The sequence below is a fragment of the Desulfococcus multivorans genome, from assembly GCF_001854245.1.
GTDB classification, from domain to species: domain Bacteria; phylum Desulfobacterota; class Desulfobacteria; order Desulfobacterales; family Desulfococcaceae; genus Desulfococcus; species Desulfococcus multivorans.
This window is the reverse complement of record NZ_CP015381.1, coordinates 2,960,533-2,980,879: the sequence shown is the minus strand read 5'-3', so window position 1 is coordinate 2,980,879 and position 20,347 is coordinate 2,960,533. Positions and strand designations below refer to the sequence as shown.

Below are 20,347 nucleotides of genomic sequence, written 5' to 3'. Positions count from 1 at the left end.
GGAGGGGGTGGCATCATGGCACAGTTTTCAGTCAACTCGGATCGCTTTGATCCCTATAAGAATTTCAAGTTTCTCGTCAAGTGGGATGGTCGCACGGTTGCGGGCGTCAGCAAGGTGGGCGCACTCAAGCGCACAACCGAAGTCGTTGAACATCGCGAGGGCGGCGATGTCAGCACCACGCGCAAATCACCCGGACAGACCAAATACGAGGCGATTACCCTCGAACGGGGTGTAACCCACGATCCCGATTTTCAGAATTGGGCCAACCAGGTCTGGAATTACGGTGCATCTCCGCCGTCCAGCGGCAGCGGCGGCGGTGAGATGTCCCTGAAAAACTTTCGCAAAGACATCACCATCGAGCTTTACAACGAAGCGGGACAACTGGCGATCGCCTACAACGTGTTCCGTTGCTGGGTATCGGAATACCAGGCGCTGCCGGAACTTGATGCAAGCGCCAACGCCGTGGCCATCCAGACCATCAAACTGGAAAACGAAGGTTGGAGCATAGATGAAGGCGTCAGTGAACCGTCTGAAAAATAACCCCTGCAGGGGGGAAGAGAGTCGTTCAATCCCGATGGTTTCAATTGTGTTCCGGGACAACTCAGGGACAGGGTATTGAGGGTATGAGAGGCTATCCAGACATCGCCGCCTTGGACGTACGCCTGCCCAATGGTCTGTGGCTGGATGAGCAGTGCCTTCAAACCGCTGGATTGCGACCACCCACCGGGTATGACGAAGCGCACCTGCTGGCCTTGAAAGGGTGCGTATCCCCCGCCCGCTGGACAAGTGAAGTGCTGGCACGCTGTGTCACGCACATCGGAACGTTGCATCCCGTCAGCCTGGAGGATGTGCAATCACTGACTGTCGGAGATCGCGAAGCCCTGCTCCTGCATTTGCGCCGCCTTTCGTTCGGGGAGACGCTCTCCTGCATGTCAGACTGCTCGGCATGCGGCGAAAAACTGAGTATTGATTTACAGATCAGTCAACTGTTGTTGCCGCAGACGAAAAATCCGGCTTACTGGTATCGGGCAGGCTTGCCGGGAAGCAAGGTACAGGCAACATTCCGCCTGCCCACCGGCGCAGACCAGGAAGCGATTGCCGAGCTTGCGGCGCAGGATCCTTCAGCGGCGGCCGGGATGTTGATGAAGGCATGTCTTCACAGCCTGACCGATGGGGACGTGCAGCTCGAGATCTTGCCTGAGGATGCGGTCGGTGATCTGGCAAAACTCATTGCCGAGCGCGACCCCCAGGCCGAGCTCATCCTCAACAGTGCCTGCCCGGAATGCGGCCATCAATTTGATGTTTTGCTGGATGTCGGGACTTTCTTCGCGGAAGAGATCAATCATCGTCTGCCGTACCTCTATCGCGAGGTGCACCTGATGGCATGGCATTATCATTGGAGCGAGTCTGAAATCCTGAGCATGACCCGTTCCCATCGCCGGATATATCTTGATCTGTTGGATGAAACCCTGCGGGAGGCAACACCATGAGCGGTCAATTTTTATTGAACCTCGCCAATCGAAGCGCAGGCAAAACGACAGTGCCGCTTGCGCGGCCCTATTTGCGCCCGCTGTTTATGCCGCCGTCACCGGCCCTGTCCGTCGCGGGTGCACCGCCTGCGCCGCCCATGTCCCAGAAACGGATGCCAACGGCGCAAGCGCGTTCATCACCGTATTCCCATGTGATGCCCGGGCAATCCACCGCAGACCTGCCTCGACCCGACCCAACGCCGCAATCCGTGCCGCCGTCACCGCCGTCAAGCCTTGTGCCGCGGCCGATGCCGGTCCATCCCGTGGAAGCCGAACAGGCGATATCCCCGCCGGCTGAACCATCGTTGGTGCCGACACCCATGGCGAAAATTGAACAGCCTGCAATGCCGGCGGCAAAGCCGACACCCGACCTGCGAGACGATTCCCGGTATTCCGGGCAAAAGCCTGTGCGTCCGGACCCGGTGCAACACCCCGTGGATAAAACCCCATCGCCGCATTCCCAGCCGGATTCTCCGCGCGCTGTTTTAATCCCGCCGCAACCGTTGCCGGCGATACATGATCCTGTACGGCAGCCTGTACGGCAGAAAGACGATAAATTCCAGATTCAATCCGTGCCGGAACCATCCGCCGCGACAAAACACAGCGTTGCGGAAAGCAGGGATAGGCCGTCTCCGGCTCGACCGGCAATGCCGTTGCCCTTCATTCCCAACAGACCGAACCCGCTTTTGACCACGAGGCCCTTCGACGGTATCGTCACGCCTGAACCGCGCCTGAAACGGCAGGCGTCAATACCGGAGAACGCGGTTCCCGGGCCGCCGACGACGGCGTCACAGGCAGCGCCGCCCGAATCGGTTGCCGAGAGCGTCATCCGAAAAACGTCCGTACCTGTCGCGCCTGATGTTCCGCAGTCATCCAACACCGGCAAACCCGAGGGAGGCAGGCGGATAGGATTGGAAGCGTTGCCGCTGACGACCATCATCGCACGCTCAACCGTCCCTGATGCCCCGTCGCCCCCACGGCCGCCCGCGTCACCGGCATCGCCTGCGTCCGCCGGAATCGGGCGCGTCATACCGGCACCCGAACAGCGCCCTTCCCTGCAGTCACAACATGTACAGCGCAACACGCCACAGCCGGTTCAGGTCAGTATCGGCACCGTGGATCTCCGCGTCAGCCCTGCCGAACCCGCCGGGAGTCAATTGCCGTATCGGCGAAAACGGCCACAGGGGTTTGACGCCTTTCGACAACGGCGATCCTATTGGGGGTGGGAGGAATAACCCATGAGTGATTTTCGTGCGATTGCCGGTGTCAGCGCTACGCTGCGTGCGCTCTTGCGTGACCGGATGGAACTGCCCGCGGGCATGGCCGCGGTACCGCCGATTTCAATTGGTACGCCCCTTGTGCCGACGCCCCAGACGCCCGAAGATTTTCAGCCGGAGGCGGCACGCATCAATCTCTTCCTGTTTCAGGTCAAGGAGAGCCCATATCTGAAAAATCAGGATTTGCCCGGACGCGGACTCAGCCTGGCATACGGCAAGCCTCCATTGAGCCTCGAATTGCATTTTCTGCTGACTGCTTACGGCTCGCAACTCATCGGCGAAACGGCAACCGATGAGACCACCGCGCAGTTGCTGCTGGGCAGTGCCATGCGGGTCCTCCACGATTATCCCGTCATTACCTCACAGATACAGACCGTGCGCGAACCCTATGGCCGGCGGATTCTGCACGAGAGCCTGCAAAGAGCGGACGAGCAGGTCAAACTATGCCTGGATCCCATCACCCTTGAAGACCTCACAAAAATCTGGACGGCCTTGACGCTTCCCTATCGCCTGTCCGTGGCATATTCGGTCTCGGTGGTCCGGATAGAAAGCCAGGGAAGCCGCCACTATCCGCAGTTGGTGGGGGAAGGGCCGGAAGCGGGGCTTGGCATTGTCGCCGTTCCGCTTGACCGACCGGCGATCGAGTCGCTGAACGTGATTCGCCTGGGTGATCCCACCGAACATACGACACCCTATGCTCGGGTCGGGGACACCCTGGTGATTGTCGGGCGGAATTTCGGGCGGGCAACCGAAGTCGAAATCAACGGCCTGCGCATTCCCGTGAGTCCGGAATCCGGTACCCGCATCGAGGTAACCGTCCCGGATACGGCAATCCAAGGCACAACCATTCCTGTTGAAAAAAGACTGCAGCCCGGCGCGCAGCCTGTAGAGGTCTTGAGCCGGATCGCGCATGTCGAGAATTTCAGACTGCGCTCGAATCGCGCCAATTTCATGCTCGTGCCGCTCATCAGCGCCATCAACACGACGCCCCCGCGCACATTGAGGATCGTCGGGCAGCGCCTCTATCAAATCGACGGCAATATGCAGACACTTGTCGGGTATGCGCTGTTCAACGGCGATGCCTACGACGAGGCATCGCCGACCGGGATCGGCATCACGCTGCCCGACGTACTGCCGCTGCGCAGTACGGCCGCATTCGTCGGCGCCCCGATCACCCAACTGAACGATATCGATTCGACGCCGGAATTCATGATTTCCATCAACAACAACGGTCCACACGTGCTGACCTTCAGTTCTCAGCCGACAACACGCGAAGAAGCCGCAATCGAGTTGGAGAATCGTCTGAGAGGTGTCGCCGCTGAAGCGATGATTTACAAAGGTGCGCGCGTCACGTTGCTCGATAATCGTCTGGTGATCGTTCCCGGGGGTGGGGCAGGGACCGTGGCCGTTCAGAGCAGCGGCACCAACAACGCCGCAGCTGTTCTCGGGTTGACGATAGGCGCCAACCGCGTCGGCTATCTGAGCGGCAGGCTCGCACCGATGCCGACGCTGACCAGCAGCACACCGGAGATTCGCGTGGAAATGGATAGCCGGACCTTCGATGCGGGTATCGGCCCGTTGGGTGGAAGCGTCAAGGATGCGGCAGGGGCCCTCCAAGCCGCTTTGCAGGCCGGTCCGACCCCGGCCTTCACGGGGACACGGGTGATTCCCGTGAAGGCGCAGCTGCTGATACTGACGGGCGGCGACAGTCCGATTGTCTTCGATGCCGGCCCCGCCGACGACACGACTGTGGGCGAATTGCATCTGCGGCGCAAATATGCGGTGCGGGTGCGCGTCAACGGCGCCGAGAGCATCGGCGGGGTCGGTAGTGTGGAGTTGCCGCTATGACAATGACACCCCCCCTCGAACCGACACAGCTCAATCGCTTTTTTCAGCTTGAATTGTCGCGATTGCGTGCTTTGCTGAAACGGCGCGTGCTGTGGTTGCGCTATCAGTGGAACCACAGTCCGGCTCAGGAGGATCTGAACGGCATCGTCAGTGACCGTCATGCAGACTGGCTCATGGGGGATGCAGATCGAGATGCGGAACAGCGCTTTTACCTGGAAAATCCTTCCGCACATGATCTGACAACCCGTGCCCAGGCCCTTCAGCGTGATGTAGATGCGCTCCGCGGGCAGTTGGGGCCGAAGCAGGCATTGCCGATAGATGTTCTCGGTCATGTGTTCGGGCTTGGCGCGATCGAGCGCGATGTGCTGCTATTGTGCGCCGCGCCTGAATTCGATGCCGATTTTCAGGCATTGTTCGGCTATGTGCAGGATAACATCAAACGGGATTATCCCACGATGCACCTGGCTTATGCGCTGTTGGGTTCACCTCGGGATTCAGTTCCGCAGCTGAGCGCCGTTTTCAATGCCAACGCACCGCTGCGGCGCTATCAACTCATTCAAACAGGGGAGAAGCCCGGGCCTGTCGCACTGCGTCCGCTGTTGCTTCCCGAACGGATTCTGAACTATTTGCGGGGGGTCAACTATCTCGATACGAACCTGCAACAATATATGTTGCCGATGCCGCCGCCACTGCTTTCGCCGACGATCGAGACAGCCGGCCGACATGTTGTACGGGCCGTCAGGCTCGGCAGATCTCAGGGAACGTTCCCGGTCGTCAACATCATCGGCGCCGAGGATGGGGGGCAACGCGAGGTGGCGTCACACGTTGCGAATAACCTCCGCATCAAATTATTCGAACTGGATCCCACATCTCTTGCCGAGCCGGATCCAATGGTTTTGATCGCCCTGATGGAACGCGAGGCCTTGTTGGTTCAGGGGGCATTCTTTATCGACATGACGCGCGCAAACGATGTGTCCGGCCGGCTGAAACGCCTGCTCAACCTGCTCATGACCCAAACCGGCGTTCTGGTGTTTCTGGGGAATCGCGAACGGATCGCGGATGGATCGCGTCTGATGAATGTGCATTTATCGCGTTTAAACAATCAGGACCGTCTGTCCCTGTGGCGGACGGCGTTGGACGATGCGGCACCGTTGCTCGATGTTCCGCGTATTGTGCAGCAGTTTCGTTTCGGCCCGACCGGTGTTCGCCAGGCAGCTGCAACCGCCCGCAACAACGCTGCGATGCACACCGACATCGAAAAATCATCGCAACCCCTCCCAATGGCGGATGTGTGGGCCGCGTGCCGTCAACAATCGGAATGGCAATTGGATGATCTGGCCCAGCGGATCGATCCCGCCTATGGGTGGGACGACCTCGTGCTGGATGCCGATGCACTGGCGCAATTACATGAAATCGCCCAACAGGTTCATTGCCGGCACCGTGTTTATGTAACCTGGGGCTATGGTGCAAAGCTCAACCGGGGCCGCGGCATCAGCGTCCTCTTTACGGGAGCGTCGGGCACCGGCAAGACCATGGCGGCCGAGATACTCGCCGCTGAACTCGATTTGCCGCTCTATCGCATCGATCTGGCAGGCGTGGTCAACAAATATGTGGGTGAAACCGAGAAAAATCTGCGACGTATTTTCACGGCTGCCGAACAGGGCGGCACAATCCTGTTCTTTGACGAAGCGGACGCGCTTTTTGGCAAGCGCACCGATGTCAAAGACAGCCATGACCGCTATGCCAACATTGAAGTCAATTATCTGCTGCAGCTCATGGAAAATTACAGTGGGTTGGCGATCCTGGCAACCAATCGACGGCAAGCCGTCGACCGCGCATTTCTGAGGCGGCTGCGCTTCGTAGTGGATTTCCCCTTTCCCAATACGGACAGCCGACGGCGGATCTGGCAGCGGGTGCTTCCGCAGCATGTGCCTGTGGGCGGTTTGGATTACAACCAGCTGGCGCAGATGGAAATCGCCGGCGGCAATATTCATACGATCGCCCTCAACGCCGCCTTCCTTGCCGCTGCAGACGGCGGTGTCGTCGAGATGAAGCATTTCATTGCAGCGGCGCGCCGTGAATATGCCAAGCTTGATAAATTGGACACCGATGCCGTATTCGGAGCATACTGATGGCACTGCAGCTGGAAATCAAACGACTCCGCATCGATGCGCCCGGCACATGGGCCGGAGGAGCCGGTATGTTTCGCAGCATGCTGGAGCGTGCGCTTCAGGAGGAATTACAGGGCGCCGTAGCGACAGGTCGGATTGACGCCCATGAGATTGTTCGGGTAGACATGCCGCCCGTGACCGTGAGCGATATTTACGACATGCAGGAAATTGCCCGTGAAATCGCCCGTCGCATCGTACAAGCCATTCGGCAAAATCCTGGGTAGGGAGGAGAGGTCGCCATGGCGAAACAAAGACAAAAAAAATCCGGCAAAAGCACTTCCACTGCCCGTCCTTTATCCCGGCGAAAGCATTCCCGCGAACAGGCATCGGGCGGCGTCGGAAATATGTTGCGGCAATATCAGCTGCGTGTCGCGCCCGCCAACGACCAGTACGAGTCCGAAGCGGACGAGATGGCACGGCGTGTGGCCGCCATACCCGAACATCGCGCTGATCAACAGGAAGCCGGAATCGCTGAACAGGTCACCCCTCTTGTTCAACGCCGGGAAACGCCTGACGAAGAGAAAGAAATCCAGCCCAGACGCATCCAGCGGCAGACGGAAAGCGACGAAGAGCAAGAAATCCAGGCCAAACGCATCCAGCGGCAGGCGGAAAGCGAAGAAGCGGAGGAAATCCAGGCCAGACGCATCCAGCGGCAGACGGAAAGCGACGAAGAGAAAGAAATCCAGGCCAAACGCATCCAGCGGCAGACGGAAAGCGAAGAAGAGGAGGAAATCCAGCCCAGACGCATCCAGCGGCAGGCGGAAAACGAAGAAGCGGAGGAAATCCAGCCCAGACGCATCCAGCGGCAGGAACTCGAGGCGGGAGAAGAGGATCTGCAGACCCGCTCCGCTCGGCCGGACAGGGAAGGGCGTCTCTCACCGCAAATGGAGGAACGCATCCAGCAATTGATGCAGGGCGGCGGTCGTCCCCTGGACAAAGAAACGCGCGACTACTTCGAACCGCGCTTCGGGGCCGATTTCGGTCAGATCCGGGTTCACGATGATGCGGAAGCCGCTCGAATCGCCGGTCAGATGAACTCCCGGGCGTTCACCCAGGGACGGCACATCTTCTTCGGGCAGGGGCAATATCAACCCCAGACCAGCGCCGGTCGCGATCTGCTCGCGCATGAACTGACCCACACCATTCAACAGGGTGCAGCCGCTACAACAGGCCGGCAACGGCAACAACCCATCCAGCGCGATGTCATCCAGCGCGCCAATGGTGAAAACGGCGGCGGATCATCCGGGAGTTCCTCGGATGTAATCGCGGCGTCGAGTGACGGTTCATTGGAAGTGAGCAGTGACCCGCTTCCGGGCAGACGATTGCCGCGCATCCATATGGCTGCTCTGTCATTACCCGCTTTTAAATACGACGAATATTTGTTGTCGAAATATCAGCCGGCAAATCAAGGCAATCGTCTGTACCGTGATCACCGCTATCAATCCGCAAGCCGTCCACGTGATGCGAGCGGCAAGTGGGACGGCGCCATGACGCCCGGATCACAACCGTCGACTCCGGCAAATCCATTGCTCGGACTTGATCAGACAACCGTATACACGATCCGCTTTAAACGAGGTGGGGGAGACGCAGGGTATCATGGAACGGCGAGCGAATTGATCTCAAGCATCAAGCGTCCGAAGTGGAACGCATCCGGCGCATTCCAGGAATTCGAAGTAGACCACATTGTCGAATTGCAGGTCTCCGGTGCTTATCCGGGGAACTGGGGGTGGGCGCACGGGAGCGATGTTTTTTCAGAAGACGGCAACGTCATCCTGCTCGACGCTTCAACCAACAACCAGAGCGGTAGTCTGATCGACCAGTATATCAGGAGATCCATCAGCAGGAAACACGGTAGCGTGACGCTCGCAGAGGGGGCCGGTGATACCCGATATAACGATGTCGAGAAAATTCGCACCTTGAATGAAAGAGCGATTCTTGAAAGGTACAATATCTATTTCAAGGATTTCAGCAAGGGCGGCGGAAATAGCGGAACACGCGTCAAATACTGGACATGGGGACAGATACAGCGCGGAGAGCATTTTCAGGTGTTCAACCGCCCTCGCACCGGGCGGAACATCGAAATCATAGATATTAACAATCCAAACCCGGCCAATCCAATCCTGTCGCCGCATCGGGGCATCAGCGAAGAAATATCGGGATCAGACCAGCAAGTTGTCATCTATGGGCGCAACAACGCGCTTTATCGAGCTATTCTACCGGTTCCGGCAGAGAAAAAGCCTCTGACAACCCAGCAGAGTTGGAATGTGGGTGCCGCACGGAAAGATCAGATCGCAGGATTTTCCATCAGTGAAATCACTTTCAATCCCGATGTCAATGCGACCTCAAAGGGGCAAATCGGTGGGTATTATTTTATCCGATATGGTCGCGGCGGCAGGAATCGCCAATACAATCTGGAAGGCGGCGCTGAACAGCCGCGCAATTTCCTGAGCATTGACAGGATCGGCACCTATCAGTACGCCGGTGCCGTCAATCAAAGTTCATTCGATGCTCACCGCCCTGAACTCAGCGTGCCCGATGCGAGTCCCATTCAAATTACGAACATCGGCATCGAACCTGAAAAGGGTGTTTTCATTCAGGGCAAATTGTTGCCGACCATCCCTCTCATCCAACAGGCGGATATCGATGTGTTTGTCGAGGGTGGTGAACTGAGCATCCAGAAGACCTTTGACATCGGCGAGTTCACCATACCGGGCCCTGTCGACGTTACTGCGTCAAGCGTCACGTTGGGCGTCAGCACCGCACAAGGCCTGTTTGTCAACGGCTCGATGGATTTTGAAATTAACCGACTGGGCACCGGGAATATTCGAGGTGGGGCAAGGACCGGCATTCCGGGCGGCCGGCAAGGGGGTTTTCAGCTGGGCGGTGAGTTCAATTTTGATACCGAGCTCTTTGACCCCGCTCGTATTGAAATGTGGTACGCGGATGAAGCGTTCGGCGCCCGCGGGACCATCGGCATCCCGAGCGGCAGGATCAACGGCATCCGCAGCGCGGCGTTCACCATCGGCTATGAAAACGACACGATCACGGCGAGCGGCACGGCGCAATTCGCCGCACCAGGCATCCAGAATGCAGGCTTGAGTCTGACCTACTCCGAAGAAGAAGGACTGATGATCGGCGGCTCGCTTCAATTGGGCGAAGTTCCCGGCCTGCGGAGCGGCAGTCTTGAAGCTGAAGTTCAACGCAGGCCCGACGGCGGTTACAAAGTGAGCGCAACCGGAACGGCGCAACCCGCCATACCGGGCATCAACTCGCAGGTCAGACTCAGTTACGACGACGGTATTTTTGATGCCAACGTGACCGCCGCCTACAGTCGCGGCATGCTCAGCGGCGAATTGACCCTGGGCGCCACCAACCGCCCGGTGGACCCCGAGAGCAACCAGCCCACCGGTGATCCCGAACCCGCCAACGTCCGTGCTTACGGCGGCGGACAGGTGACGGTTCAGCTCACCCCGTGGCTGCAGGGGACGGTCGGCATCACATTGCTGCCCAATGCTGAAATCGAACTGCGCGGCGAGATTGCGCTGCCCAACACCGTCGATCTGTTTCCGCGTCGTTTGGTTGAGAAGAATATCTTCACCATCAATATCGACATTCCCATCGTGGGGGTGGCCGTGGCCGGGCAGCGCATCGGTATATTCGCGACCATCGGCGGCGGTGTCGATGTCAGCGCCGGCTTCGGTCCCGGCCAATTGCGGGAGCTGAGTCTCGGCATCACCTACAATCCCGACCATGAAGACCAGACGCACGTCACCGGACGCGGGCAATTGTATGTTCCGGCGGACGCCGGTCTGCGGCTGTTCGTGCGGGGAGGGATCGGCGCGGGCATTCCCGTCGTCAGCGCAACGGCGGGTCTGGAAGTCAGCGGTGAATTGGGGCTCCAGGGTGCCCTCGAAGCCAATGTCAACGTGGGCTGGATGCCCACCAGGGGTTTGGAAATCGACGCCAACGCCGGCATTTTCGTGGAACCCAGATTGCGTTTGAGTGTCGATGCCTACGTCGATGTTTCCGCGGATTTGTGGTTGACGACGATTGAATTGTACAACGAGCGCTGGAATCTCGCTGCTGTTGAATACGGCAGCAACCTGAGGTTCGGCATCAATTTTCCGATCCATTACAGGGAAGGCGAACCGTTTGACGTGTCATTGGACGATGTCGAATTTACGGTGCCGGATATCGATGCCCGGAGTTTGATTACAGGGGTGTTGGATCAATTCTGAGTTCGAGGAGGCGACCATGAACAATCAAGAGCCGATCCAGGAACGATCGCCCGCGCTGCGGCATATCAACCGCGGTGCCGTCCTGCACGTCAACGGCGACCTCGAAGGCGCGCGCGAGCACTATGAACGTGCACTCGTTTACGAGCCGGAGAATGCCACCGCCCTGAACAATCTCGGCTATGTGTTGGCACAACAGGGCAAAATAGAAGACGCAATGCGCTGTTACCGGAAGGCCATCGACATCGCACCGGATCGGAGCGCCCCATACGGCAATCTCGGCAATGTCTATGCCATGCTGGAAGATTACGATAAGGCGATACATTTTCAACAAAAAGCTATCGAGCGCGATCCGCAAAATCTGACCGCGCTCGACAATCTCGGCCAGCTCTGCATGTTCCGCAATCAATACCCCGAGGCGGCAGACGCCTGGCGCCGCTATCTGGAGATCGAACCGGACAATCCGCGAATCCTGACCCAACTGGCAACCGTTTTAGCGCCCCAGAACCAGATAGACGATGCCATGAAGCTGTTGCAGCGGGCCGTTCGGCTTGCACCGGATGATGCGCACGCCTGGGCCCAGATCGGGGTGCTCCACTTCACCCGGAAGAATCTGGGTTTTGCACTTGAAGCCCTCATGCATGCCGTGGATCTCGACCCGAACCATATCGATGCCCGCCGTCAACTGGCTGTCGTGTTCGCAGCACGCGGGGATCATGAGGCGGCCTGGCAACAGATCGAGGCCCTGTTGGACAGACAGCCCGATCATGTCCCGGCACGGATCGACGGTGCCGTACTCAGGCTCACACAGGGGTGTCCCCGGGAGGCTCTGGATCTCATCGCGCCTGTCTACGAGGCCCAACCCCACGATGTCCGTGTGCGCTACTATATGGCATCGGCGCTCTGCGGTGTTGAGGACCCGCGGGGCACGCAAATGATGCAGCAGGTCGCCGACGCCGATGTTGAACCGTTCAACGTCTGGGCGGCGCAATATCTGCGGAATGAACCGCAACCCAACGGCCAGGAGCGTGACGCGTGACCAGCACCTTTTCACCGCGAAGCCCGCAGGTACTCAAGGGGGCATTTGCCATCTATGCCCCCGATGAAGAAGACAGCGACCCGACGGTGCTGCCGTTTCAGTACAACCCGAATCAGGTGCGGCGGCAGCTCAAACATCGCGCCCCGAGCAACGAGGGCGAGCAAAGGGGCAACAATACCCCCCAGGACATGCGACGCGTGGTCGGCCCGCCGATTGAAACCATCACCATGTCCATCGAGTTGAGCGCCGCCGATGCCCTCGAGGCACCCGAAGACAACGAACTCGTTTCGGAAAATGGATTGATTCCGGCACTGTCCGCGCTCGAACTGCTGATGTATGCACCGAGTTTTCAATTTGAGCAAAACGAGCAGCTCGCAGCCGACGGCGTCGTCAATCTGGAACCGGCCCTGCTGCCGATGGTCGTGCTGGTGCTGGGGGCCTCGAGGGTCGTTCCCGTTCATCTGACCAGTTTCTCGGTCTCGGAAGAGACCTTCGATAGAAACTTCAATCCGATCCGAGCCAAGGTTGACGTCTCGATGCAGGTGCTGACCTACCTCGATGTCATCGAGGGCAACACCCGGAAGGCAATCGATATTTTCGTCGCCTACCAGAAACGCAAGGAAAAACTGGCGGATGACCATCACGGACAGGTCCGGGTGGGCCGGCGCACGCGCAATTTATTACCTGAATAGAGAAGACAGACGGAAGGAAGGAAACGCCATGTTCAGTAAGCAGAGCCGCTATGCAACCGTCAGGGATGCCGAATGGGTGGACGGCAAAGGCCGCAACATCGCATACAAGCGCATTCGGTTTATCCCGCCGGCGCCCCCCCGGCGTGGACACATTATCACCGAAGGCGAACGGCTCGATCACATCTCCTATTTCTATTACAAGGATGCCCGTCGCTTCTGGCGCATCTGCGATGCCAACGCCGTCATGTTTCCCGATGATCTGGCGGGTGACTTCGGGCGCAAAATCAAGATTCCGTCCGCACAGGAATAGAGGATAGGCCGTGGCGACGTTTACCCTGCTGGTGGATGGACAGGTTCTCGATCATGAGTTGCTGGCCCAATTGCAGACGGTGGAAGCCGAAGAGCATCTGCAGATGGCGGATATGCTGCGCCTCGTTTTTAACATCGCCGTGAAGGAAGACGGCAGTGGCTGGCGTGTGCTGGATGATGCCGTCTTCTCGCCGCTCACCCATCTCCAGTTGCAGATTACGGTCGGCAACAACGACCCCGTAACCGTGATCGACGCTTATGTGGTCGAGACCCAGACCGCATTCACCAACAACCCCGGGGAATCGACACTGACCGTGACGGCGATGGATGCCGGCGTCCTGATGAGCCGCCGGGAGGTTGTGCGGACATGGGCCGGGATGTCGGACAGTGATATCGCCGGCACCATTTTCAACGATTACGGTCTGTCGTCCGAAGTCGAGACGACCGATGTGACCTATGAAGAAGACAATACGCTGATCGTCCAGCGCGGAACCGATATGCAATTCCTGCAACTCCTGGCCCAGCGGCACGGCTTCGACGTCTATATCGATGTCGATCCCGCATCCGGCAGCCTGACCGGACATTTCGGGCCGGTGCGGCTGGACGGCGAACCCCAGGGCCTGCTCACGATTCACATGGGGCAGTCCAGCAATCTGAATTTTCTCAATGTCCGCTGGGATATGTTGCGCCCCACAGCGGTACAGGTCGACAACATCGATTTCGACAGCGGGGAAAACCAGACGGGGAGTGCCGGGAGCAGCGATCTGACACTTCTGGGCGGTGAGGATCTCTTCAAGAGCACGACCCCTCGGATGTCGCGTGTGCTGCCCTCGGGCGCGGCCATCGACGCCGAGTTGCTGTCGATTGCCCAGGGGCTCTGCAACCGCAGCAGTCTTGCCGTCGTTGCGGAGGGTGAGGTCGACACCCGTAATTTCGGCGCGGTTCTGCGGGCGAAGCGCACCGTGACCGTGCGCGGGGCAGGGGAATTATACAGCGGCATTTATCTGGTGGAGCGTGTTCTCCACGCCTTCATCGAGGGCGAATACACCCAGAGCTTTACCCTGCGCCGCAATGCCCTGGCGCCCCGTCGCCAGGATGATTTCACACCCGAGGAGGAATAAGAGACGATGCCGGATTTACGTCAAGCCCTGTTCGAAACCGCATCCCGGCAGCGCTATTACGGCAAGTATCGCGGACGTGTGCTCGACAACGACGATCCACTCAACATCGGGCGCGTAATGGTCGAAGTGCCTGCAATCGGCGGCGGCGAACCGCTCGGCTGGGCCTTGCCCTGCCTGCCGTATGCGGGCGATGGGCACGGCCTGTACATGGTGCCCGAAGTGGATGCGCTGGTCTGGGTGGAGTTTGAAGGCGGCGACCTCTCACACCCCATATGGGTCGGCTGCTTCTGGGCATCGGATCAGCTGCCCGAAGGCGCGGCGCCGGGGGTCTTCATGTTGCGCACCGCAGGCGGCAATGTTTTCCGCATCAGCGATGCCGACGAAGCCGTCGATCTGTCCACCGCCTCCGGGCATGTCATCACGATCTCCGACGGCGACGACGCCATTACGCTGAAACACGCCGGCGGCGCATCCATCACGGTCGAGGGCGATACCATCACCATTGACGGCGGCAATACGAAAATCGTGCTGGACGGCAGGGCCGTCAATGTCAACGACGGCTCGCTGGAAGTGACTTAGGAGACCGGCATGAGAAATTATATGGATTATCCGTTTCAAGTGAATGCGCGTGGACGTACAGGCATCACCAGCCGTAACGACCACGTCCGCGACATGATTGAACAGGTGCTTTTCACCAGTCCCGGCGAACGCGTCAACCGACCTGATTTTGGATGCGGATTATTGCAGATGGTTTTCGGGCTGCCCAATGGCGCACTGATCGCCACGGTGCAATATTCCGTCCACGGGGCGCTGCAGCGCTGGCTGGGCGATATCATCGAGGTCCAGGATGTCGTTGTCCGGCAACACGAGTCGCAACTGAGCGTACAGGTGGTATATGTACGGCTCGATACCGGCGAAATACTGACCGACACATTCGAGACGGGATAACTCATGGATGCAAACTACGGCGGTATGGTCTTCGACGACACCGAACGACGGCAGCAATTGCAGAACAGCCGATACAACGGCATCGATTACATAGAGGTGGACACCACGCCGGGCGAAACCCATCAACGGGTGTTGCGGGTCTATTTTATCGCGCCGGGCCCGGGGGCTCCGGCAGGCAAAGTCGACACCCTGCTCGACGACCTTCACGACAACATCGACGCCTTCGAGATTCTTGGCGGGGATCGCGTCCGCAATATTCGAGTGGTATCGGTAACACGGGTTGAAGACCATCTGGAGCTGGGGGTCGATCGTCCCGGCGATTTCAGTGAATATCGTCTGCGGATCACCTATGGGGGCGGCACGCCGCCCGACGATTTCCCCCTCGATCTGTTCTATCGTGAGGCGGCCTTCAATTTCAAAGCCGGCTGCCCGGCCCGTTTTGATTGCCGCAGACCGTCAATCGCGCCGCCCGAATCGGAAGCCGACATTTTCGTGGATTACATGGCCAAGGATTACGACAGCTTCCGACAAGCCCTGGTCGATTTGCTGCCGCGCCTCATTCCCGATTGGTCTGAACGCCGGGCTGCCGATCAGGGCATGATGCTGCTGGAACTGCTTGCCTATGTCGGCGACCAGCTGAGTTACTATCAGGATGCGGTTGCCAATGAAGCCTTCATCGAAACCGCCCGCCAACGTGTCAGCGTCCGCCGGCACGCCCGTTTGATCGATTACGACATGCATGAAGGTCTCAGTGCGCGGACCGTCATACACATCCGGATGGCGATGGGCGGGATGGTGCTTGACGCGCCTTCGGGGGGCGACCGTATTGTGCGGTTGACGACCCAGTCCCAGGGGCTCAAGCTGCCGCATCTCATCCCCTCGTCGCGCGAAGACGACGCGCTCAACAGCGCAGGGGCCGTCTTTGAAATCAAGATCAAAGACCCGGACGTGTTGCGGTTTCACGAAAAGCTCAATACATTGACCCTCTACAACTGGCGTAATCAGGTCGCTTATCTGCCGACAGGTGCAACCCAGGCCGACATTTCAGGGGATTTTGCCGGCGCTTCGGAGTGGCAATTGCGGCCGGGCGATCTGCTGCTGCTGGAGGAACTGGTTGATCCGTATACCGGGGAAAGCCTGACCGCCGACCCCAACCGCAGGCATCTCGTGCGCCTCACCGACGTCGAAACCATCGAGGATACATTCGGAGGCCCGCCCCAGGCGACCGTTACGCGGGTCCATTGGGCCGAGGAAGACGCCCTTCCGTTCCGCATCTGGATCAGCAATGTCACTGATGACGGTATATTTTTGGAAAAGGTCAGCGTCGGACGCGGCAATCTTGCGATTGCCGACGAAGGGCGCACTTACGGTGAGTCGATGAGCGTGGGAAAGGCACGCGATGATGAAAAGCGCCCCCATGGAAAAGATGAATATTACCCCCAACCCCCGGACATGGTCGATTGGAAGGGTTCCAAACTTGGAGAGCGGGCCTTTCGCTTCACCCTGAATGAAGGTCCGCTGGCGCACAGCATACCGCTTGACGCCATGATCCACAAGCCTGCAAAGGCCCTCTTCGATGATGATCCGCGTCATGCGCAACCGGCTGTTCACACCATTCAATCCTACACCGAATCGACCTATCCCGATCGTCCGCGCAACTGGCGCATCGTACCTGAAACCCTCCTGAACAGCGATCGCTTTGCCGAAGACGTGGTGGTCGAGACGGATAATCTCGGGCGGGCGCAATTGCGTTTCGGCACCAATGAATACGGCGCGATTCCCGATGACGACAGCGTCTTCAAGGTGCGCTATCGTGTCGGCAGCGGCGCCCAGGGCAATATCGGCGCGGATAAGCTCAATTACATCGTGCTGTATGACGACATTGGTGCAATGCAGAACATTTCTTCGGTGCGAAATCCTCTGCCGGCATGGGGGCGGCAGCCCGCCTGAAAGCATGGCGCAGGTTAAGCGTCTGGCGCCGGCTGCCATGCGGAGGTCACTCAAACGTGCCGTGACCGAAGACGACTACGCCAGGGTGACGGAATTACATGACCGGGTGGCGCGCGCCGTTGCCCAATTCCGGTGGACAGGCAGCTGGCACACGGTTTTCATTCGGGTCGATCCCAAAGGCACAACCGGAGTCACGCCCGAACTGCGTGCCGATCTGATCCGTCATGTGAGCGCCTACACCATGACAGGCTACGATCTGGAAATCATCGATCCGATCTATGTGCCCCTGGAATTATCCCTGGAGATTTGCGTGGCCCCCGGATATTTCCCCTCGGAGGTGGAACAGGCGGTGTTGGATGTCCTGGGCAATCGTCGGCTGCCCGACGGCCGGCTGGGTTTTTTCCATCCGGATCGGTTCACGTTCGGGCAGACCCTCTATATCAGCAGAATATATGCCGCCGTCGAAGCTGTAACAGGTGTGACCTCGGTCGCGATCACCGGTCTGCACCGGCAGTACGCCGCGGCCGCCGATGCCGAGACCGAGGCCAATCTGGCGCGCGGATACATCGAGATCGGCGAATTTGCCGTGGTGCGGCTCGACAACGACCCTGATTTTCCTGAAAACGGGATTCTCCACCTGAGCATGCTGGGAGGTAATGCATGAATGACGAACGCGAAGAAGCCGAACGCAAGGGGGATTACGACACACCGCGGCCTCTCGACAACCGCGCCGGCCTGGATACGCTGCGCTATCGGGTCGGCACCTTCGACAGCTTTCGCCGCACCATGCTTCGCAATATACCGCGCGTTCAGGTCGAGGCCGACGGGCGCACGATCAAAGCGCCGTTGCGCAGCTGGTCGGCCCGCGACAGCGACGATTACGGCATCGCCCTGATCGAATTGTGGGCATACGTCGCCGATATTCTGACATTTTATCAGGAACGTATTGCCAACGAGGCTTTCATCCGCACCGCCAGACATCGTGATTCCCTGATTTACCTCGCCAATCTGCTGGATTACAAAGCAGCGCCCGGTGTCGCATCCTCCGTCTATCTGGTGTTTCAGATGAAAGACGGCACATCGGCGAGGATTCGCAGGCAATTTCCAGTACAGCATGTGCCGGCAGGCGAAGAGAAACCGCAAACCTTCGAAACCTCGGACGAGCTGGATGCCCGGGACGTCTGGAATGAATTGACACCGCTGCCCGACCCGGCGAAGAATGTGACGTTCCACATCGACGACACGACAACACGTTTGAAGGGTGCCCGTGCCCGGATTGCCGTCGGAGACTGGGTGCTGATCGTGGGGGAAAAACGCGCCGGGCTTGATCCCGACAGCGAACAGTACGAGGTGCGCCGGGTCATCGCGGTCGAACGGGACACCGAAGCCGGCGAGACGCGCATCGTCTTCAATGAAAAACTCGGCACCCGTGTCTGGGGAAACGAAATTGTCGTCGAGGAAGAAGCGGATCTGTATGTCTTTCGTGGACGGGGCGCGCTGTTCGGCCATAACGCTCCTGACTGGCGGACCCTCGGTCCGCTCGCCGCATATGAATATCTGCCGCCGGAAGAGCAGGATGTCGACACGACGCTGGATCCGGGTCCTTATCTCATGGCCGTGACGGCAAAGGTCCGGGAACAGAAAGATTTCCCCAATCAGGAGCTCGGGCTGGGCAAGCACACCCTCGATTTGGACCGTGTCCATGAGAGCGTGGTCAAGGGCGGGTGGATCGTGATGGGGAATTCAGGTTATCGTGAAGCCTACAAGGTGACAAACGTTGAAACGGTCAGCCGCACCGATTACACCCGCACCGCCCAGGTCTCCCGTTTGCAGGTCGATACGGACGAGAATTTCGACAACTACGGATTGGCTGATGATGCGCCGTTCTCCCGCGTGCGCGGGACGGAGGTGCTCCTCGATGCCGAACAGCTGCCCCTGGCACAGGATGTCAGCCCCACACCCGTCTCCGGCATGGAAATCGACGTCAGGGAGGATATCCGTTCGTTACGGCAGGGGCATCTGCTGATGGTCTTCGGCGAAACGGAATCCAACGGCATTCAAGGCGAGGTGGCGGCCGTCAAAGAAACCCAATCCCTGTCCGGCGGCACCCCGGGGAGTCGTATCATTCTGGCTGAGGGATTGAAATACAGTTACGTGCGCGTCAACACCCGCATCTTTGCCAACGTCGTCCCCGCCACCCACGGCGAAACCATCGCCGACGAGATACTGGGCAACGGCGATGCGTCAATACCCTTCCAGCGCTTCGAACTCAAACAATCCCCCCTGACGCATGTGCCCCAGGCAGGTGCACCCAACGGCGCGGCGCCCGCCCTCGAATTGCGCGTCAACGGCGTCCTGTGGAAAAAGGTCCCGAGCTTCTATGGAAGAGCGCCCGACGAAACCGTTTACACGATCGACATCACCGATGAACAGGAGACGATTATCCGCACGGGTGACAGCCATACCGGCGCACGGCCCGGCACGGGGCCCAACACAGTTTCCGCCACATATCGCAAGGGACTCGGAAAAGTGGGCAATGTTCCGGCGAAATCCATCAAGACTCCCCTCGAACGCCCCAAAGGCCTCTGGAAGGTTTTCAATCCGACGGCGTCGAGCGGCGGCGCGGAACCCGAAGCCCTGGATGCCGTGCGCGTGAACGCCCCGAACACCGTTCGTACCTTCGGCCGTATCGTGTCATTGCGTGATTTCGAAGATGCCGCCCGCGAATTCATCGGCATCTCAAAGGCACGGGCATTCATCGAATGGGATCAGGAGTGGCAGGTCGTCAAACTGGTGATCGCCGGTGACGGCGGCACCGAGGTCGTCGGCGAAACCTTCCGGACTTTCGTTGATGATCTCGACGGCCGGCGCGACCCCAATCGCAAATTGAGCGTGGTCAACTACACGCCGGTGGATGCGGCCTTGACGCTTCAAATCTATCCCGACCCCGCCTATCTGTCTGATGCCGTGCTCGCCAACGTGACGGCGGCGGTCGAACAGTTCTTCGCCTTCGATCGCCTCAGTCTGGGACAGGCCATCGCCCTCAGCGAGATTTATCAGGTGGTGCATTCCGCAGAGGGGGTCATCGGCGCCGACATCACGCGTTTTCATCTCCTCGATGCTCCCGAGGCCGTCGAAGATGTCCTGAGAATTGGACGCGACCAGCTCGTCCGCCTCGAAACAGGCGCGTCATCGACCTATGCCGTCGACATTGCAGAGGAGGCGTGA

17 protein-coding genes are annotated in these 20,347 nt (G+C 59.1%); 15 read left to right on the top strand and 2 right to left on the bottom strand.

What is annotated here, in order from left to right; translation table 11 throughout:
- The first annotated feature begins 15 nt into the window (after positions 1-15).
- Both dmul_RS12975 and dmul_RS12970 read left to right on the top strand, forming a co-directional pair.
- The gene (locus dmul_RS12975; RefSeq protein WP_020875750.1) at positions 16-540 is read left to right on the top strand and encodes a phage tail protein; all 525 of its coding nucleotides are present in this window, start codon (positions 16-18) and stop codon (positions 538-540) included.
- 83 nt (positions 541-623) lie between these two features.
- Positions 624-1,490 (top strand): T4 family baseplate hub assembly chaperone, encoded by an 867-nt coding sequence (locus dmul_RS12970; RefSeq protein ID WP_020875751.1) that lies wholly within the window; start codon positions 624-626, stop codon positions 1,488-1,490.
- 67 nt (positions 1,491-1,557) lie between these two features.
- Here dmul_RS12970 and dmul_RS12965 read toward each other — a convergent pair whose 3' ends face one another.
- Entirely contained in the window at positions 1,558-1,851 is a 294-nt protein-coding gene (locus tag dmul_RS12965) for a hypothetical protein (RefSeq protein WP_040414388.1), read from the bottom strand.
- A gap of 243 nt (positions 1,852-2,094) precedes the next feature.
- On the bottom strand, positions 2,095-2,559 hold the full coding sequence (locus dmul_RS12960) for a hypothetical protein (protein ID WP_040414390.1): 465 nt from the start codon (positions 2,557-2,559) through the stop codon (positions 2,095-2,097).
- Between the two features lie 208 nt (positions 2,560-2,767).
- Between dmul_RS12960 and dmul_RS12955 the strand changes: the two genes are divergently transcribed.
- From dmul_RS12955 to dmul_RS12895, 13 genes are all read left to right on the top strand, one after another.
- Entirely contained in the window at positions 2,768-4,654 is a 1,887-nt protein-coding gene (locus dmul_RS12955; protein WP_020875753.1) for a Pvc16 family protein, read from the top strand.
- The gene (locus tag dmul_RS12950; RefSeq protein ID WP_020875754.1) at positions 4,651-6,786 is read left to right on the top strand and encodes an ATP-binding protein; all 2,136 of its coding nucleotides are present in this window, start codon (positions 4,651-4,653) and stop codon (positions 6,784-6,786) included. Before dmul_RS12955 ends, dmul_RS12950 begins: the two co-directional genes overlap by 4 nt.
- Positions 6,786-7,049: a hypothetical protein gene (locus dmul_RS12945; RefSeq protein ID WP_020875755.1), complete on the top strand. Its 264-nt coding sequence runs from the start codon at positions 6,786-6,788 to the stop codon at positions 7,047-7,049. The genes dmul_RS12950 and dmul_RS12945 overlap by 1 nt, the downstream gene beginning before the upstream one ends.
- 120 nt (positions 7,050-7,169) lie before the next feature.
- Positions 7,170-11,063 carry an eCIS core domain-containing protein gene (locus dmul_RS12940; RefSeq protein ID WP_160167719.1) on the top strand — a complete coding sequence of 1,298 codons (3,894 nt, stop codon included), beginning with the start codon at positions 7,170-7,172 and terminating at the stop codon, positions 11,061-11,063.
- A 16-nt stretch (positions 11,064-11,079) separates the two neighbouring features.
- Positions 11,080-12,099, top strand: coding sequence for a tetratricopeptide repeat protein (locus dmul_RS12935; RefSeq protein ID WP_020875757.1), 1,020 nt, complete (start codon positions 11,080-11,082; stop codon positions 12,097-12,099).
- Complete coding sequence (locus dmul_RS12930; protein WP_020875758.1) at positions 12,096-12,791, top strand: hypothetical protein; 696 nt, start codon at positions 12,096-12,098, stop codon at positions 12,789-12,791. Before dmul_RS12935 ends, dmul_RS12930 begins: the two co-directional genes overlap by 4 nt.
- 28 nt (positions 12,792-12,819) lie before the next feature.
- Entirely contained in the window at positions 12,820-13,101 is a 282-nt protein-coding gene (locus dmul_RS12925) for a hypothetical protein (RefSeq protein ID WP_040414391.1), read from the top strand.
- A gap of 10 nt (positions 13,102-13,111) precedes the next feature.
- On the top strand, positions 13,112-14,221 hold the full coding sequence (locus dmul_RS12920; protein WP_020875760.1) for a phage late control D family protein: 1,110 nt from the start codon (positions 13,112-13,114) through the stop codon (positions 14,219-14,221).
- A 6-nt stretch (positions 14,222-14,227) separates the two neighbouring features.
- The gene (locus dmul_RS12915) at positions 14,228-14,800 is read left to right on the top strand and encodes a phage baseplate assembly protein V (protein WP_020875761.1); all 573 of its coding nucleotides are present in this window, start codon (positions 14,228-14,230) and stop codon (positions 14,798-14,800) included.
- A gap of 9 nt (positions 14,801-14,809) precedes the next feature.
- A complete protein-coding gene (locus dmul_RS12910) occupies positions 14,810-15,169 on the top strand; it encodes a GPW/gp25 family protein (RefSeq protein WP_020875762.1) in 360 nt (119 codons plus the stop codon).
- A gap of 3 nt (positions 15,170-15,172) precedes the next feature.
- Entirely contained in the window at positions 15,173-17,119 is a 1,947-nt protein-coding gene (locus dmul_RS12905; protein ID WP_070962333.1) for a baseplate J/gp47 family protein, read from the top strand.
- A 4-nt stretch (positions 17,120-17,123) separates the two neighbouring features.
- Positions 17,124-17,783, top strand: a complete 660-nt coding sequence (locus dmul_RS12900; RefSeq protein WP_070962331.1) for a baseplate J/gp47 family protein — start codon at positions 17,124-17,126, stop codon at positions 17,781-17,783.
- Complete coding sequence (locus dmul_RS12895) at positions 17,780-20,347, top strand: baseplate J/gp47 family protein (RefSeq protein WP_020875764.1); 2,568 nt, start codon at positions 17,780-17,782, stop codon at positions 20,345-20,347. The genes dmul_RS12900 and dmul_RS12895 overlap by 4 nt, the downstream gene beginning before the upstream one ends.